This is a genomic window from Prevotella dentalis DSM 3688, assembly GCF_000242335.1.
GTDB classification, from domain to species: Bacteria; Bacteroidota; Bacteroidia; order Bacteroidales; family Bacteroidaceae; genus Prevotella; species Prevotella seregens.
Genome location: NC_019968.1, coordinates 1,275,493 through 1,292,309, shown reverse-complemented (window position 1 = coordinate 1,292,309; position 16,817 = coordinate 1,275,493). Strand labels below are relative to the sequence as shown.

16 protein-coding genes are annotated in these 16,817 nt (G+C 44.5%); 10 read left to right on the top strand and 6 right to left on the bottom strand.

Going from position 1 to position 16,817, the window contains the following annotated elements; genetic code table 11:
* The first annotated feature begins 25 nt into the window (after positions 1-25).
* From PREDE_RS12560 to PREDE_RS12515, 10 genes are read left to right on the top strand one after another with little or no spacing between them, the layout of a single operon-like run.
* Positions 26-2,191, top strand: coding sequence for a phage tail tape measure protein (locus PREDE_RS12560; protein WP_005847847.1), 2,166 nt, complete (start codon positions 26-28; stop codon positions 2,189-2,191).
* Positions 2,191-2,793, top strand: a complete 603-nt coding sequence (locus PREDE_RS14415; RefSeq protein ID WP_005847845.1) for a DUF6046 domain-containing protein — start codon at positions 2,191-2,193, stop codon at positions 2,791-2,793. The genes PREDE_RS12560 and PREDE_RS14415 overlap by 1 nt, the downstream gene beginning before the upstream one ends.
* On the top strand, positions 2,793-3,749 hold the full coding sequence (locus tag PREDE_RS12550) for a hypothetical protein (protein WP_005847843.1): 957 nt from the start codon (positions 2,793-2,795) through the stop codon (positions 3,747-3,749). Before PREDE_RS14415 ends, PREDE_RS12550 begins: the two co-directional genes overlap by 1 nt.
* An 11-nt stretch (positions 3,750-3,760) precedes the next feature.
* On the top strand, positions 3,761-4,309 hold the full coding sequence (locus PREDE_RS12545; protein ID WP_235777539.1) for a hypothetical protein: 549 nt from the start codon (positions 3,761-3,763) through the stop codon (positions 4,307-4,309).
* Positions 4,306-4,581: a hypothetical protein gene (locus PREDE_RS12540; RefSeq protein ID WP_005847839.1), complete on the top strand. Its 276-nt coding sequence runs from the start codon at positions 4,306-4,308 to the stop codon at positions 4,579-4,581. The genes PREDE_RS12545 and PREDE_RS12540 overlap by 4 nt, the downstream gene beginning before the upstream one ends.
* Positions 4,581-4,871, top strand: coding sequence for a hypothetical protein (locus tag PREDE_RS12535; RefSeq protein WP_005847837.1), 291 nt, complete (start codon positions 4,581-4,583; stop codon positions 4,869-4,871). The genes PREDE_RS12540 and PREDE_RS12535 overlap by 1 nt, the downstream gene beginning before the upstream one ends.
* 8 nt (positions 4,872-4,879) lie before the next feature.
* Entirely contained in the window at positions 4,880-5,713 is an 834-nt protein-coding gene (locus PREDE_RS12530) for a hypothetical protein (RefSeq protein ID WP_005847835.1), read from the top strand.
* 3 nt (positions 5,714-5,716) lie between these two features.
* Complete coding sequence (locus PREDE_RS12525; protein WP_005847834.1) at positions 5,717-6,196, top strand: hypothetical protein; 480 nt, start codon at positions 5,717-5,719, stop codon at positions 6,194-6,196.
* 4 nt (positions 6,197-6,200) lie between these two features.
* Positions 6,201-7,193: a tail fiber protein gene (locus PREDE_RS12520; RefSeq protein WP_005847832.1), complete on the top strand. Its 993-nt coding sequence runs from the start codon at positions 6,201-6,203 to the stop codon at positions 7,191-7,193.
* Positions 7,194-7,225: 32 nt separating this feature from the next.
* Entirely contained in the window at positions 7,226-10,918 is a 3,693-nt protein-coding gene (locus PREDE_RS12515; RefSeq protein WP_005847830.1) for a hypothetical protein, read from the top strand.
* 358 nt (positions 10,919-11,276) lie between these two features.
* On the opposite strand, the gene PREDE_RS12510 is transcribed toward PREDE_RS12515, so the two are convergent.
* From PREDE_RS12510 to PREDE_RS12480, 6 genes are all read right to left on the bottom strand, one after another.
* Positions 11,277-11,975 (bottom strand): histidine kinase, encoded by a 699-nt coding sequence (locus tag PREDE_RS12510; protein ID WP_015310563.1) that lies wholly within the window; start codon positions 11,973-11,975, stop codon positions 11,277-11,279.
* Between the two features lie 69 nt (positions 11,976-12,044).
* Positions 12,045-12,566 (bottom strand): histidine kinase, encoded by a 522-nt coding sequence (locus PREDE_RS14310; RefSeq protein WP_044127450.1) that lies wholly within the window; start codon positions 12,564-12,566, stop codon positions 12,045-12,047.
* A 483-nt stretch (positions 12,567-13,049) separates the two neighbouring features.
* Entirely contained in the window at positions 13,050-14,177 is a 1,128-nt protein-coding gene (locus PREDE_RS12495) for a serine hydrolase domain-containing protein (protein ID WP_015310525.1), read from the bottom strand.
* 40 nt (positions 14,178-14,217) lie between these two features.
* On the bottom strand, positions 14,218-15,123 hold the full coding sequence (locus tag PREDE_RS12490) for a DUF6268 family outer membrane beta-barrel protein (protein WP_005847466.1): 906 nt from the start codon (positions 15,121-15,123) through the stop codon (positions 14,218-14,220).
* Positions 15,124-15,245: 122 nt separating this feature from the next.
* Positions 15,246-15,608, bottom strand: a complete 363-nt coding sequence (locus PREDE_RS12485) for a hypothetical protein (protein WP_005847464.1) — start codon at positions 15,606-15,608, stop codon at positions 15,246-15,248.
* A 6-nt stretch (positions 15,609-15,614) separates the two neighbouring features.
* The gene (locus PREDE_RS12480; RefSeq protein ID WP_005847463.1) at positions 15,615-16,817 is read right to left on the bottom strand and encodes a site-specific integrase; all 1,203 of its coding nucleotides are present in this window, start codon (positions 16,815-16,817) and stop codon (positions 15,615-15,617) included.

Genomic DNA, 16,817 nt, shown 5'->3' with positions numbered 1-16,817 from the left:
TGCAAATATATGAATAAAAACTGATATGGCAACTGTTTTTGACTACATTTTCAATCTTCATGGGAATTATTCCAGCACAATTGATGGAATAACTGAAAAGACTGGGCAATTCTCAGCTTCTGTGGAAGGTGTAGACAAAACGTTGCATCGCTTTGCAAGCAGGCTGGCCACCTTCGATTTGGTCAATACGACGATTCAGAATGTAAGCAGCGGTTTCCAGGCTTTAGGACAAGGAGGAGTGCGTCTGGACAGCCAGATGCACGACCTCAGTGCCGTTGCTGGTGTGACCGGTAATGCCCTCAAGGAGATTGAAGGATATGCCCGAGGCAGTGCCAAGGCTTTCGGCACAGATGCCGGAGTGGCCGTGGAGGGTTACAAACTCCTTTTGTCCCAATTGACTCCGGAACTTGCCAAGAGTCCGAAAGCGCTGAAGGCTATGGGGGATTCCATACAGACCACAAGCAAGCTCATGGGCAACGACGGCACAGCTGCCGCAGAGGTTCTGACCACGGCCATGAACCAGTACGGCGTAAGCCTTGCCGATCCAATGAAAGCCAGTCAGGAGATGGCCAGGATGATGAACGTCATGGCAGCCGCGGGTCAGGAAGGATCAGCAGAGCTTCCGGCAATCAAGGCCGCCCTGGAACAGAGTGGTATGGCTGCCAAGGCTGCCAACGTTTCCTTTGAGGAGACGAATGCCGCCATACAAGTCCTTGACAAGGCTGGCAAGAAAGGCTCGGAAGGCGGAGTGGCTCTCCGGAACACGCTGGCCATTCTTGGTCAAGGCCGTTTCCTGCCAAAGGAGACACAGGAGGCTTTGAAGGCTGCCGGTATAGACATTCTCAAGTTGGGGGATAACAGTCTCTCCCTCAAGTCACGTCTGGAAATGCTCAAGCCTGTATTGAATGACAGCGCCCTGTTCAGTAAACTCTTTGGAATGGAGAACGCCAACGCTGCCCGTGCCCTTGTGCAGGGTACCGGCGAGTTGGGAAGGCTCACCGCAGCCGTAACCGGAACTAAGAGTGCGGAGGAACAGGCTGCCATCGTCATGAGTAGCTATGAGGAACGTCAGAAGCGTATCAATCAGCGGATAGAAGATGCGAAAATTGCAATCTTTCAGATGAGTGGTGACACCACTCTGTGGATAAGTGCCCTTACCCAGTTACTCGTACCTTTCGCCCAACTGATGCCATTGCTGCAGGTCTGCGGCCAATTGATGTCCGGAATCGGTGCCATGAAATGGGGAGCCATGTGGACGGGTATCGTGGGAGCTTTGAGAAACGCAGTGCTGTCCATGACCTTGATGACATCTGCCACCGCACTGAACAATGGCATATCTCTGGGATTCATTGGCAATATGGGGAGAGCAGCTCTTCAATTGGTGAGGTTCGCCACCGTGGGTGTAATGCAGGCAGTAAAAGGGCTCGGCTTTCTGGCTCTGTCCTTAGTGACCGGCGGAACAGCATCTGCATCATTCTCGGGAATTGCTTCCGCAGCTTTCGGAGCATTCAAGTTGAGTGCCGTATCTGCATGTCGTGCCATAGGTATCGCCATCATGAACATCCCCATCATCGGATGGGTGGCAGCGGCCATTGCGGCATTGGCTGCATTGGGAATATACTTCTGGAATACTTCCGCCACATTCAGGGCTGTGCTGAAAGGCTTATGGGCAGCCTTTAAGACCTTCTTCACCGCCATCGGCCAGCAGGCCCTGGCAACTTTCTCTGCATTGGGCGAGCTCATCAAGGCTACATTTAAACTGGATGGTGACGGAATTACCAAAGCTTTAGGTAGACTGAAGAATACTTTTTCTGATTTTGGCAAGCAGATAGGACAGGCATTCAATAACGCTTACAATGAAGAGATTTCCAGCAATGCAAGAACTGTACAAAAGAAATCAAAAAACGCAAATGCGGCAAAGAACTCAAATACACCCACAAGTGGATTGCCGGCGATACCCGCTATCGCGGGAGGAGCTATTAATCCAACCGGAAATACACTTTCAAAGGCCAAAGAGACATCCAACTCGAGTAGTAGTGGGGCAGTCAGGAATATAACTGTCAATATCGATAAACTCGTGGAGCGTCTGGAGGTTCATACCACAACCCTCAGCGAGGGGACGGAAAAAGTGAAGGAAGCCATTGAGCAGGCTCTTCTGTCAGCAATCAACGATACTAATTTAGCTGTGTGATGTTACCTATCAGTTTCAAATTTGTAGCAGCAGGTACTGCCATACAGGCCAAGGGCCCACTTTACAAGTTCCATCCGGCAAGGACCGGACAGGCACCAGACTGGAGTAACCGAGGAAGCCGTATCTCACCTAATGACGTGGCGACCCCAATCACGGATAAGAGTTACTGGGAAGGAAGATACGCCTTGTGTGAGCTGACATTCGAGAAGGAAGATGGAGAACGTCTTGTCATGAATGATGCAATTGTAGCCATCAGCCAGCAAAAGGAGATTGTCATGACGGCATTAGTCGGGATGGATGGTACAGTCAAGGAATATATCAATCAAGGCGACTATCAGGTCAACATACTTGTCGGCATTCTTGCCACAGAAAATGGAACCATAACCGACCGATATCCGGAAGATGGGATCAGGCAATTGCATGTCTTTATGGAAGAAAAGCATGCCATCAAGGTCTACAGCACTTTCTTCGACCTCTTCAACATCGACAGGATTGTCATTAAAGGCTTTGACGTGGCTCAGGCCACTGAAAGCAACTATCAGCAAATCAGTCTGTCCGCAGTGTCAGACAGTGACTATAATATTTTCAGCAGCGAGTATTAATGTATATCCTTACGGCAGATATTGAAATTGCAGGAGACCGACACTGGAGGTTCAACTGGGTATCCGAGGTGGAGATAAGCCGGGATACAGGTAAGTTGACCGACGAGTGCCGGATCACCCTTCCCAAGAAAATCAAATGGGACGGTCAGGCGGCGATACCTGTACATCGTGGCGACCGGGTCAGGGTATCGTTGGGCTATGATGGAAACAACGAGCTTGCATTTGTCGGATACGTCCGTGACGTGTCATGTAAGACTCCGGTAGTCATTAGTTGCGAGGATGAGATGTTCGTGCTGAAGCAGACTCCGGCCAAGAAAAAATCATATAGGAGTGTAGATCTTGGTACCTTACTGAAAGATCAGGGACTTCCCTATGAAATAAAAGTCATGGGAGAGCAGCGGCTTGGAGCCTATCGAGTGACAGCCGACACCGTGGCCTCATTATTGGGAAAGCTGCAGGAGCAAGGCGTCCGATCATTCTTCAAATATGAGGGTGGCAGGACTGTTCTCTACTGCGGTGTCCTTTTTGAGCGGGAGGCTCAGATTTCCCAGGTCTTTTCCACGGGTGTCAACATCATCAGTGACCAGGCACTGGAGCAGCAACAGGCGCAGAACATGAGAATCAAAGTGAAGGCTGTGTCGCTGATGCCTGATAATAAGAAAATCAGGGTGGAAGTGGGAGATGCAGATGGAGAACTGCGCACGCTTCATACCTATAATAAAACGGAATCAGAGCTAAAGGCTTGGGCTGAGCAGGAACTGGCCCGTTTGAAACGGGATGGTCTCAAAGGAAACATTACAACTTTCGGTTATAAGCTGGTGGACAAACTGGATTGCATCGGAATCAAGTTGGATGGTATCCGCAAAGGTGTTTATATGGTTGACAGGAATGTCATCAAATATGGTGCCGGTGGATACCGTCAGGAAATCACCTTAGGAAGGAGGGTTGCGGAATGAATATTGCGGATATGATAAGGCATCTTGCTTCCGGTAGCGGAGGAACCTCCCTCGGCATAACGGTCGGAGAGGTGACTGCCATCGACAGAGAGGCCAGAACCGTAGACGTCGCACCATTGGATGAAGGTGCACCATTGCTTGGAATGAACCTGCAGGCCAACCAGGGAAGCTCATTGGGATGTGTGCAGATTCCAAGAATGGGCAGCTATGTCATCGTCGGGTTTACAGACAATGGATCATCGGGAATTGTCTTGCTCTGTGATGACGTCGAGGAAGTGCGGGTAACTGTCTCCGGTATAGACAACAGCCTGCTGGTTAATGACGATGGTATAATCCTAAATGGTGGAAATCTGGGAGGGCTTGTCAAAGTGGAAGAGCTTACACGCAGGTTTAACCTCATCGAAAGGGACATCAATAGATTGAAAGAGCTTATGATGTCTTGGTCTCCTATTCCACAGGATGGTGGGGCCTCGCTCAAGGCGTTGGCGTCTTCATGGAGTGCAGCTCCGCTCATTGAAAGCACGAGGAACGACTATGAAAATGAAAGGGTAAGGCAATGATTGGGATTTTACTTGATAGCGTAACTGGTGATATTCTGGTTGGACATGGGGGAATGGTCATAGGTGACACGGATGAGCAGATTGTCGAGACGGTGCTGGCATCCAACCGTGGTGAGTGGAAAGAATGGCCATTGCTTGGAGGAGAGGCAAGGAGGATGCTCGGCGGGTCAGGCGATGTCTTTTGGCCCATTGAGGTTAAGAGGATGCTCAGGTTCTGTGGAATCATGGTCAACAAGGTTACAACTGATGGGGATACAATAAGTATTGAATAATGCAGCAAGTACAAGACAGACAAAGTTTGCTTGATATTGCCCTGCAGACGGCGGGCAGCGTGGAAGCAGGGATGGACCTTGCGGTCAGGAACGGTATATCCGTGTCGGATGATTTGTCTGATGGTCTTGAACTGTCAACGGCACCTATCATTGACACGAAGGTAAAACAACAATATGACATGCAAGGCATTAGGCCTGCCACAGCAACATCTCTGGATGAGTTGGCTGGCTATTCGCCTTCCGGTATCGGGGAGATGTGCGTGGGTGTTGATTTTGAGGTCAGTATATAGATAAGGCAATGAGAACTATAACGGAAATTAAGGATGGCATGATGGATGACTTCATGCGAAACGAGGATCTTGCAGCCATTTACGGCTTTGAGATTGGTAAGGCCTTCTATGATGTGTTCAGCAAGGTGAGCCTTGAGAGCCTTTTATTGTATATCGTTGCCGTAGCGATGTGGACTCATGAGGCTTTGTTTGAGAGTTTCAGAAATGAGGTAGAAGTTAAAATCTCCAATATGAAGCCACATACAGCTAAATGGTATCGGAATATGATGTTGGGCTTTATGCGGGATAAGACGCTTGCTCCTGACTCAGATACTTATGACACAACAGGAATGTCAGAGGAAGAAATCAATACCGCCAAAGTAGTTAAGTATGCAGCAGCATCAGAGTCTCCGGCATCGAACCTGCTAATTATAAAGGTGGCTGGTGGCACAGAAAACGCTCGGATACCACTTGAAAATGACTTAGAACCCCAACTGACAGCCTACATCAATGAAATTAAGGATGTCGGGGTAAGGTTTAAACTCATCAATGCTATGCCTGACAAGTTCGACTGCGACATTGATGTCTACTATAGTGCCATGAAGAGTCCGGCATCGTTGAGACAGGACTGCCTGGAGGCCGTCCGGAACTATGTGCAGAATTTGCCATTTGATGGAGTCTATTCAAACATGGCCCTCATCGACAAGATCCAGGAACTGGATGGTGTCAAGGTCGTGGAGATGAAATCCTCCTGTGCGCGTATTGCTACGACTGGGAGTGCCATTGCCATCAACGCAAGGTATATTCCTTATTCAGGATACTTCACTCCTGGAGAAATTAATATCAATATGATAGCAGATTAGACAATGGCAACAAAGGTTGATTTTCGTAAGTTAGCGTTATTGCTTCTTCCCACGGCTCTCCGGAAGAAGGGTATCATTGCTCTTACAAGCTCGCTGATACAAGGTGTCCGAGTCTTGCAATCAGACTATCAAGTATTCTGTGAACAGACAGAATCTACATTGAAGTATAATGGGCAGGTCTGTTACCTCAGGGGACTTTTGAACGACACGTTCGATTCTGATGACAGAAGAATTTCGGTGAGTGATGCTGCCGAGCATGACCCATTGCTCATTTATACAAGAAAATTTGGAAAGCAGTGTATATTGGCTCACCAAGGGAATGGCAATGCTGTCATTCTTAACTTACGTGGATATCAGGGGTTGTCGGAATATTCGTTTCTTGTCAATGTTCCCTGGGACCTGATGATATATGCAGATAGGCTGACGGCTATGGTAAATAGCTACAAGTTGGCTGGTATGAAATGGAAAATTAATTATCAATAGATAGATGATGAAACAGACTTTAGGCAATTACCTGACGCAATTGAACAAGGACTTTCCCCTTGATTGCAGTACGCTTGACTATCTGCAGAACAATATTATTATGATGCAGATGCTTGGCCTTGTCTCCGGCGACAAAATCATACTCTCCGGATGCGAGCTCAGCGAAGACAAGTCCACCCGGTCGGAAGGATACGTGTTTCTCAGAACCAATGCTCAGGATAGTGGAGAGGTTATCTACTTTGAGGGTGGTGTTGGGGCTACATTGATACATGTGAAAGAGACCTCGATACCGGTTACTGTACAGGATTTCCAATACACTACGGCCTATACCGAAAGGACCTTGGTCCCTGGAGCGGGCACTGAACAATACTCATGGGAGGACTTCGAGCAACTGGTTTCTACGCAGGAGCTGAACGCCGCATTGTTGGCCCTACAGAAGAAAGAAGCTGCCGACATCGTAGAGGTGGCCCCTCCGCCCTATGGTACGGTACACATGTTTGCCGGTAGTATCATTCCGGACAACTATCATGTATGCGATGGTACGAAACTGAAAATAGCGGACTACCCCAAACTTTATGCATCGATAGGCAAGCAATTCAATAATGGAAAAGCTCCCAACGGCACTACATATATGACAGAGGAAGGCTATTTCCGTCTCCCTGATCTCAGATCTAAGTTCATTGTCGGCAAGAATGATGAGGACGCGGATTATAATGCCATCGGTGCCGTGGGTGGCGAAAAGGATCATGTCCTGACAATAGATGAAATACCCAGCCACTCGCATAACTTCAATGATTATTATTATCGCGAGCAGGATGCCTCTACATCAACAAACTATATCCCGGTTGACAAAGGTGTGGGCAGTAATGGCGGGACGGATGATGACAATACCAAGATGTATTTCCAGCAGCACGCTACCGACACTACCGGTGGTGGCTTAGCCCATGAAAACAGGCCTCCATTCTATGTACTGACTTACATCATCAGAATCTCATAAACGATATTAGAACAATATTTAAAGCAATTATAATGGCAATTACAAGTATTTCACAACTGAAGAAGTGGTTTGCCAACGGGCAGCATCCCACGGGTGACCGGTTCGCGGCAATATTCGATTCGTTCTTCCACAAATCAGAGGCCTATTCCAAAGAGGAACTGAATGCAATGCTATCGGCCATTCCCAAGTTTGACTATCAAGTGGTCGAGACGCTTCCCACGACCAATATCAGTTCAACAACCGTATACATCGTTCCTGGCACGACTGACCCAACAGTCTTCACGGAACACATCTACAAGAATGGATCATGGTATAATATCGGGGCACAGAAAATCTCATTGGCTGAGTATGCAAAAAAAGCAGATGTGCCATCTGTCATAGACAATCTGACCACAGATGATTCGGCTAATGCGCTGAGTGCCAAGCAGGGAAAAGCTCTGTTTGAAATGGCAACGGAGTATGATGTGTCTGCCCATAATGACGGCAAGGCGTACACCTTGGTCGGAACGGCCCAGGCGGCAAGGCTGTTCGTCAAGTACCCCCCATCGGTTGATGGTGACATTATAGTTTCACTGGGAGGCAATGTCGCAACGGTTTCTTTGAGTGCAACGCACAACACTCCGGCCCTTGTTGCAGCGGCCATAGCCGCGGAGGCATATTCCGGCTATTCGGTGTCCTATGCTTCCGGCAACGATTATGTGGATATCGTGGCAGATTCGGTAGGGGCCAAAGTGGCTCCCGGTATTGACCTGGGCACAACAGGTGCCGTTGTAACCATTGAGGAGACAACCGCAGGCGCGGACAGTGCTGTCGCTGCTGTCCCTGCCGGGTTCCAGAGGGGAGGGCTGACGATTGCTTTTATAGATGCCCTTAGCGGACAGCATGTAAGGTATTCTTGCAATGGCGAGTGGTCAAGTAATATCGAATACTGGGAAAATGTACCTAACAAGGTAAAATACCTTGGAACGCTATTAAACATTATCAATAGTGAAATTGGTATAAGCAGTATAAACCTGTTAAATCCCAATACCTGCCAAATCGATAAGTATTTAGGGACTACTGGTAAAGTAAACAGCATTGGAGTCAATTCGTCAAAAAAAGCGTGGTTCATATCCGATTATATACAAGTTAACGGAATGAATATAACAACGTCCGGGAATACCAGCCATAGCGGTGTTACTTGCTCATTTGCTGTGTATGACAAGGACTTGAATTTGCTTCGCGCAATAACAACAGACACATATATTTACCAGAATGGTGACGCGTTTGTACGTACTACAGGCAAATATCCCGATACGATTATGGTAAATTACGGGGACTCCTTGTCTCCATTTGTATCTTACCAGACTATCGGAGAAATACTCCAAAAAGTGCAGGGCAAGACGAATGATGTCTATACGGAAGTTTTTGAACACACGTCTAACCTGATAGACATAAACTTGCTCGACAACGGTTACATTGACAGTGCCGTGCACAATGGTGGAGGAAAGCCGAATTACTGTATTTCAGATTTCATACCGGTGCGCAAAAGCAAAAACATCGTTCACGGGAAAGGCGAAAGTGCTTACGAGATGAATGCGCCGTTTAATGATTTTGCGGTTTACAATTCGAGCAAAGAATTTTTAAGAGTAGAAAAGGGTACGACATATTCTTATCAAGAGGGCGATGCCTTCGTGAGAATTGCATATCAGCACATCAACTGGAGGGATGCTCTTAATGCTGACTTTAAGCCGTCTGCCAATTATGGCAATAATTACCTCGGGATTTCGGGTGTATATGCTTCGGCGATAGACTTTTTGATTAATATGGTTGCGCGGAATAAAGAAAATATATCCAACGCAGCATTAAAATACGATGGTGATATTGTTCCCATTAAGAATGATATTCAAAAGATAAAAGAGGGATTATTCATTGAGAGCAAGAATTTAATCAATCCCGATGAAATTGTGCCTGGGTATATGATTGAAAATGGCGTGGCAATACAAACATCCAACAACAATTACTGCATCACAGGATTTATCCGTGTGAAAGGTAAAAATATCATCCACGGGAACGGCAACAGTGCAACAAGCATCGCGAACCAATTCTATGACATCGCTGTGTATGATTCGGGCAAAAAAAGACTCCGTAATGAAAAGGGTACGGCATACGTTTATCAAGAGGGCGATGCCTTCGTGCGCTTTGCTTATAATTATATAGGATGGAAAGATGCACTGGGTAAGGACTTCAAGCCGTCTGCCAATTATGGAACACAATATGAACCATATATTGAATATGGCAAATTAGTTCCTCAAAACATGGAGACTACGACTAATCTTGTTACTTGCAAGGTTGCAAAATACGTGACAGGATCGGATTTCGGCGGTTACAATGCTCCGTCGGATTTGGTCGTTAGCGATGAAAGAATTACATTTTCTTCGCCTGACAAGAATAAAACAAGGGGTATTTCCTGTGGCAATTTTAGTCCAGAAGGCTCCAATTTGGTAAATGTAAAATTTAAGCTGATTAAGAGTGAGGCGGAAGGAGGCAATAAAGTTCCTCTGACTTTGTATCTGTACGGCGACGGACATTTCATAACGAGTAAAACTTTTAATGAAGGAGAATGCCTTTTTCAGTTTGATGCGGCTTCATATACCGTCTATCAAGGGTACACCTCGTTCAGCATTGTTTTAGCCGTAAGCAGCAGCAATCCCTATTATCCGGCAAGTGTAATCATTGACAATTTGGTTATAGATGACGCCGTTACAGACATAGATGGAAAATCGTTGAACGAAGTCCTTGCAAGTATTGATACGACAGCGGCAACAAACAAGAAAAAAGTAGAAGAATTGGAGAAAACTGTTTTGGATGTTAAATCCAATTACTTGGTTGCGCCTAACGGGAAGAAATATTCGCTTGCAATAAACAAGAACGGACAGTTGGTTGGAATACCTGTTATCCCGAATAATATCCTGTTTCTGGGAAACTCTCTTATGTTTGGCCACGGCACGTATGGAATGGACGCAACAGCACCGGAAAACGATTATTACCATAGGATAACCTCAAAGCTCCAGGAACTTTTAGGGTCAGAGCAGCTTCATGCAGACAGACTCTACTCGTCGCCGTTTGAGCATTCAGTAAGTGACCAAGACCTTGAAAATTATTTCAATAAATTGCGCCCTCTTTTAACTGATGACGTTCAATGGGTGAATATTCAAGTCGGTGACAATATCAATACCGACGACAAATTTAAAATATTTAAGGGCAAGAGCGGTGAAATGCTGGCTTCTACCGTGAGGAGTCTGGCACCAAACGCGCGCGTGAGCTGGACATTTGCGTGGTATTATAATCAAGAACGATACGATGCGGTAAAAGCCATTTGCGACAAATACGGCATAACACTCGTCGACATCAGGGATTTGGCCGACAAAAACGGAAACAAATCCCACGTCGGAAACGTTTATATGTCAACGCCGGGAACCAGGAGTTTTGATTATGAAAGCTATAAAGACAATACCCAAACAAAGACTTTGCTAATTAGCTTTAAGGTTGGTAACACGCTATACACCTCAGACCCGCTCCATTACGAAAGTTACGAAGATAACGTAGCAGAAAAGAAACTCAGCGTCACATCTACATACGAGATGACAAAATCCACAGGCGCAAGCACACACCCGTCGGATGCCGGATTTGAGGATATAGCTGAAAGGCTGTTGAGCAGAATGGGAATAGCAGATGGCCTGTAACATATATGCTGCCTGATATAGAATGAGCATAAATGTCAATTGAAGCGGGGAAACAAAAAGCCCCCAGACTGTTAATAGTCATCTCACCTACATACTAACAACGCACACAGCGCATGACTGGGGGCCAATGTCCTCTGTCACGCTGTGTGCGTTTTATGATTAAGCGTATAATAGATTGATTTACCATTGAAAAATACATCCGTAATATTTAAGTTGAATGTGTAATTCTTAGTAGTTCTATTATATTTAAACGGCATACAAAATACATTTGAATGTCGTTTATATAGCATTATAGTCCACGAAAAAAGGAGTTTTCTGTATATCTCGTTTTGAAAAATTGTATTTTTCGTTTTTGCGATTATAGCAAGAAGGAAATTTCATTCCGTATCAGAACTTTTTCTTGCGAGGATTCGGACAACTGATAGCCCAACAAATTTTCAAGCCGGGAAAGAATGGCATATGCCAGTTGCGGTTCTTGCTCTGCTTTTATGTTGGCATTATTGAGTGTGTTGAAAAGGAAGTGCGGATTTATCTGGCTTTTCAGTTGTTGCAATTCTGCTTCTGCCGTCGTCTTTTCCAATTCCGATACTCGACGGCTGTTTTCCGCCCAGCAGCGAAACAGTGGTACTACTGAAGTAGAGGCTATCGTCAATCCCAACAATAACATATTTCCCGCGATATTGAAACAAAGAGAGGTCAGCCTGTAACTTTTGGGAACATCGTACAGGGTGTTTTGCACCAGTATGATAAAAAGCATCAACAGAAATACGCACAAGCCGATGGAAGCGAAATATCCTGACAGCTTATTGCGCAACAGGAAACGAGGAACCAGCAGGCGGGCGTTGATATATACGGCGCAGGTGAAGACAATGAAATATGCCATCCATTCGTAGAACCTTGCATTCGTGAGCCGTCCGTGTACACTGCCAGTGTTATAGACCATTTCCATTGTCAAGACAACTATAATGCAAAGTAAAAGCAGGTCTCCCATTCTATGGAATCCTCCTGTTTGGATTTGTGTTCCAATCTTTTTATTTATCTCTTTCAATAATGCCATTCGATTCTTTATGTTTGTTAATTCCCAAAAACTTTATCGGAAAATTTCTTGGAAAGCTTAGGAACTTTTCTAACTCGTTTTGTGTGGGGCGTTTTCTGGTCTTCTTGAGATGGTAAAAATGCACTTATCCATTTGGGGAGGATTCCTATTGTTTGTACAGGTACAGACAAGCGTGCCAGCGCATATTTCAATCTCAATTTCCATTCGTTCTTTTCCCGAAGAATTGAATAGATGTTCTTTTACAAACGATAGTAACGTCAATGGAGGAATGAAACAAATACCAGTCCTCATTTGGCAAGAGAGTGTGAAATCGGTGAGAGCACCGCACTTCTTTTCCAAATTCAGGTAGTCTTTAAGGATTTTGATTTCGGAATTGAGTGGTACAATCGGATTACTGCAATCGTATAGGCGATAGCGTACAATCCGGCTCAGTGTCAATAATAGCGGAGATACTTCCAGAGGTTCGGTCAGGCATAGTGCAGCTGCTTTTTTCAATTTAGCTAAAAGAAATTCCGATCCGATTTTGTTTCTCAAATTTTCCAACTCAACGGTTAGCCTGCGAGTTTCGATTTGTTCCTCCATCTCAGTCATTTGAATCCAATGTTTGTAAAAGACGATTACGGTAATACTCGTCACCGACAATGTCAGTACCGAGAAATCGGAGAAGAAATCGACTGCTTTATTGCGTCCGTCAGAAAAAAAGAATATAGACCGAAAGGTATTTGATACTTAAAATGAATGTAATACTCCAAGCCGACATTCGCTATCTCGAATGTGAATATTGCAGCGAGCAAAACAGCTGCATATTGCACATATCTTTCTTGTTGTAGCAATTTAGGAATGAAGATGTATATATTCAGATATATCAACAACAGATAAGCTACTATATACGCAAATATAATTCCACAAACATCTCCGCCTCGAATCTGTTCTCCATAGGTAATAAAAATATGGTTTGCGGAGATAATGCCGATGGAGATGATAAGCAGGAAATGGCGAGTCCATCTGTATTTCTTCTCCATTAGAAAATCATATAATACGCTTTGTTTCTTTCTCTCTTGCATATATATACTATTACTTTTTTGCCAAGTCTTCCATTATTTCAAAACACAATGCGTCTACATTTTTCGCATGAGGATGCAGAAAAGAAACATTGGAAAGAATAATGACTCCACTCTTTTCATTCATATCGAATACCATAGAGGAAGAAAAACCGCCCGTACCACCATTGTGCCAATATAAATCGTTTCCGTTATCTGCCTTTACGATATGCCATCCAAGTGCTACGCTAAGTTTATCGTTTACTTTGAAAGTCGGTTTTCTTGTCATTGCAAGTTCTTTGTTGTCCATATCAAATTGAGCCTCTAAAAAACATGCCATATCGTTTGCAGAAGAAAGGATACCACCGGCTCCTAAAAACACATCCGAATCCCATATCCAATTGCCGATAGGAACACCTGTGCGGCTTATTCCTTTGACAAGACCGGTTTCTACCAATCTTGCATCTGTATATGAATTATTCATTTTGTACTTTTTGAAGATTTTATTGGAAACGAGTTCCGTGAAACTGCATTTTTCCATTTGACATAACGTATATCCCAACAAACCTGTTCCCAAATTTGAATACAGATATTCTTTCCTATCGAAAGAACAACATAATTGCAACTGATTTCTGAGGTAATACTCTAATTCAGAGTCGCTGTATTTCTGAAAAGGATTTTCCCGCTCTGCTTTTGTACTGTCTGCCAGAAACTCTGAAAGTTGCAAATTGGAGGGATTTTCTCCCAATCCGGATGTATGATTTGACAGGCTTTCAAAAGTTATCCGCACATCATCCTTGAACGTATAAGGGTAAAATTCGTTTATGTCGTCTGTCTGTTTAATCTTCCTTTCAAGTATTGCATCGGCGAGTAATGTCGCAGTAAAGACTTTTGAAATTGAGCCGATCTCAAAAACCTTATCTTTGTTCTCAATATTTCTAATCGTGTCATTCTGCTTTATCATTCCATAAAAACGGGATATCCCATTTTTTATGAGTACGATGGACAGTTGAGTTTCATTAGACAAGTCCTTTGTCTTTTCAAATATTTTCTGTGTCAGATTTTCCTCTAAATCTGTCAGGTTATTTACGACATTCTGTGAAAAAGTTATTCCACGTCCAAACAGATTTATCAAAAGGAACAGTGCGAATTTTATTTTCATATAATCTTATGATGTATTGAACGTTATGCCTGAGCATTTATTATAATCCGTATCGTATGCCTATTGAAAAATAGGGGGATACACCGAAATGAGGGTAGTCGTCTTTGCTGCTAAAGAAAGCCTTCAATGTCCGTGAACGAAAATAAGCTTCTCTTGATGCGACAATTCCTCCGACAATAGGGATAGAAACATATTTCCCAATTCTGAACTCTGGTTGAATGCCTATATAACCATACTGCATCACGAAATACTTCTTACTGCCGTCTTTCTCTACTGCAGCCATAAGCCCTTTGGATTCCGCATGTATTCCCAGATAGAATCTCTTACTAAATCGTGTACTGATTTCAGCTTCGAATGTATTATACATGGATAATTTGAATTTGTATTTTCCCTCTATTTTCCAATCCAGATATAAGGACGGAAAAATCATTGGATACCCCAGCGCATTATTCAACACGATACCGGCTCCCCAATCCAAATTCTTGTTTGCGTGTCTGATAAATAATACACCTCCCTGACCGAGAAACGAGCTGCCCGATATTTTGTTCAGATCGGATGTGTACATTCCAGCTCCTAAAATACCGAGTATAGACCATTTCTCATTAAGTGGTCGCAGATGCATAACTCCCATTTGAGCATTCATAAGTTCTTTCTCTGTAAAATCCGATGGCATTTCTTTATTTTTCATGGAAGCGTATGTACCACCCAAAGCAACAATCCAAGCCGTCAGTCTCCCGTTTTCATTCTTTCTTACATATAAAGGAAGTCTCGCTGAGCCTTCAAAGGTCTGCAAGTTTCCTTTACCACCAATTTTATTACCATTCTCATCTTTATATACAGACGGAGCAATATATTCTGACTTTAATTGAATCTGGGCAAACACATTCGCTCCTCCCAAAAAGAGGAATAGCATAAAAATATATACTCTGAGCATTTTTTGTTCCATAATAGTATTATTTTAACACAAAGATATCGTATAAAACAATCAGGTTTCAAGAAAATAGACAAATTATAGGTTTTCAACATACAAAATAGGGTGTTTGAATATACTAACATTCTTCTTCATACTTAGTTCCACCATCCGTGTTTGCTATGATGCACAATTAGTGGAGAAAAAAGTATTTTCTTCTCAATGAGTTTGCTAATTATCCATTTTCGGAAGAGCTTTGCTTGTGGAGAAGGAAAGCGAAACGACAGCATCGTTATCATTTCAAGGTTGTATAAATCCACTGCACCGCCCTTAAACGATAGCGTTTGCATCACCTCATCTTCTCTGAGCAAGCCCTCTTTGAGGATAGACTTGATGTGGCTGCTTACCTTACCGGAGAATACACCGAACAAGGTGGCTATTTCGCAAGCCGACATCCAAACGGGAGTTGTCGGGATATGTACTTTTCCGTTCTCTCCAATGGTTATGATTTCTCTTTTCATAGTAATTCAATATTCATTGTTTTTTCTTCTTTCGATTAACCTATCCATATCCTCTGCAATCTTCTTCTCGGAAATCTTCGCATAGATCTGCGTGCTGGTGATGGAGGCGTGCCCCATCATCTTTGCGATACTCTCCGTACAAATCCCCTCGGAAATCAAAAACGAGCCGAAGCTGTGTCGGGCTTGATGGTAGGAGAGGTTCTCCTTTCGCCCGATGATAACACCCAGTTCGTGTACCTCGAACCACATAGAGTCTCTGCTCGGCAGAGGAAAGACCGGCTGCGTATCATCGGTCGTATTGTACAAATCAAGTATCTGCTCGGCTATCGGATGCAGAGGAATGAAGGACTCTACTTTCGTCTTCTTGCGGTTGATGCGAATGTATCTTCTATCGTCGGTAGTCCGCCCGATATGGTGCGGATACAGCAGTTGGGTATCGACATAGGCGAGTCCCGTAAAACAGGAGAAGATAAAAGTCCGTCGAGCCAATTCCTTCAAAGGGGCATTGACGGGCAGTTTCAGTTCCAGCAGTTGTTTGAGTTCCGCCCTGCTGATGTGCATCCGCTTGGAGGGTGGTTTCTTCTCATACTCCAGTTCTTCCAAAGGATTGGCACGGATGATCTCATGGTCTACGGCAAGATACATCAGTCTGTTCAGCCAACAAAGGCAATGGTTGGTCTGCAATGCCCCGAAGTTCTTATATCGCTTCAGGTAGACCTTGTATTCCCGTCCGAATTCTTCGGTGATATCCGAAAAGGCAATATCCGTCTTACCTTTCGAGTCCAAGAACTCACGGATATAGCTCTGGTAATACTGTGAGCTTCTGTAAGCCGAAGTGGAGTCGATTTCCTTGGAGCGGACGGCAAGGCGTTCCCGTTCCCTTTCTCCCATTTTGAGCAGATGGGTAGGAATGACCGCATGACCTGCAATTTTGTTTTTCAATAGTTCGGCACTGACCACACCCTGCTCTTTGAGCATTTCATCATAGAGCTGCTCCGCATGCTTGCGGAACTCTTTCAGGCGATTGTTCGTCCGCACCTCTACGGTCTCCGCCTTTTTGGCATTCCACTGTTTGGGATTGCAGGAGATGCCGGTGGTTATCGTCGTACTTTTCCCGTCAATGGAGATTCGGCAGAGTACGGCGGTCGTGCCGTCTGCGCGGACTTTGCTTCGGTTGATGTATAACAATAAAGAAAATGTGCTACGCAT

Excerpts from the sequence above, each read along its gene's own strand:
- PREDE_RS12560 (WP_005847847.1), top strand. The coding sequence starts at position 26 with ATGGCAACTGTTTTTGACTACATTTTCAATCTTCATGGGAATTATTCC.
- PREDE_RS14415 (WP_005847845.1), top strand. The coding sequence starts at position 2,191 with ATGTTACCTATCAGTTTCAAATTTGTAGCAGCAGGTACTGCCATACAG.
- PREDE_RS12550 (WP_005847843.1), top strand. The coding sequence starts at position 2,793 with ATGTATATCCTTACGGCAGATATTGAAATTGCAGGAGACCGACACTGG.
- PREDE_RS12545 (WP_235777539.1), top strand. The coding sequence starts at position 3,761 with ATGATAAGGCATCTTGCTTCCGGTAGCGGAGGAACCTCCCTCGGCATA.
- PREDE_RS12540 (WP_005847839.1), top strand. The coding sequence starts at position 4,306 with ATGATTGGGATTTTACTTGATAGCGTAACTGGTGATATTCTGGTTGGA.
- PREDE_RS12535 (WP_005847837.1), top strand. The coding sequence starts at position 4,581 with ATGCAGCAAGTACAAGACAGACAAAGTTTGCTTGATATTGCCCTGCAG.
- PREDE_RS12530 (WP_005847835.1), top strand. The coding sequence starts at position 4,880 with ATGAGAACTATAACGGAAATTAAGGATGGCATGATGGATGACTTCATG.
- PREDE_RS12525 (WP_005847834.1), top strand. The coding sequence starts at position 5,717 with ATGGCAACAAAGGTTGATTTTCGTAAGTTAGCGTTATTGCTTCTTCCC.
- PREDE_RS12520 (WP_005847832.1), top strand. The coding sequence starts at position 6,201 with ATGATGAAACAGACTTTAGGCAATTACCTGACGCAATTGAACAAGGAC.
- PREDE_RS12515 (WP_005847830.1), top strand. The coding sequence starts at position 7,226 with ATGGCAATTACAAGTATTTCACAACTGAAGAAGTGGTTTGCCAACGGG.
- PREDE_RS12510 (WP_015310563.1), bottom strand. The coding sequence starts at position 11,975 with ATGGCATTATTGAAAGAGATAAATAAAAAGATTGGAACACAAATCCAA.
- PREDE_RS14310 (WP_044127450.1), bottom strand. The coding sequence starts at position 12,566 with ATGACTGAGATGGAGGAACAAATCGAAACTCGCAGGCTAACCGTTGAG.
- PREDE_RS12495 (WP_015310525.1), bottom strand. The coding sequence starts at position 14,177 with ATGAAAATAAAATTCGCACTGTTCCTTTTGATAAATCTGTTTGGACGT.
- PREDE_RS12490 (WP_005847466.1), bottom strand. The coding sequence starts at position 15,123 with ATGGAACAAAAAATGCTCAGAGTATATATTTTTATGCTATTCCTCTTT.
- PREDE_RS12485 (WP_005847464.1), bottom strand. The coding sequence starts at position 15,608 with ATGAAAAGAGAAATCATAACCATTGGAGAGAACGGAAAAGTACATATC.
- PREDE_RS12480 (WP_005847463.1), bottom strand. The coding sequence starts at position 16,817 with ATGCGTAGCACATTTTCTTTATTGTTATACATCAACCGAAGCAAAGTC.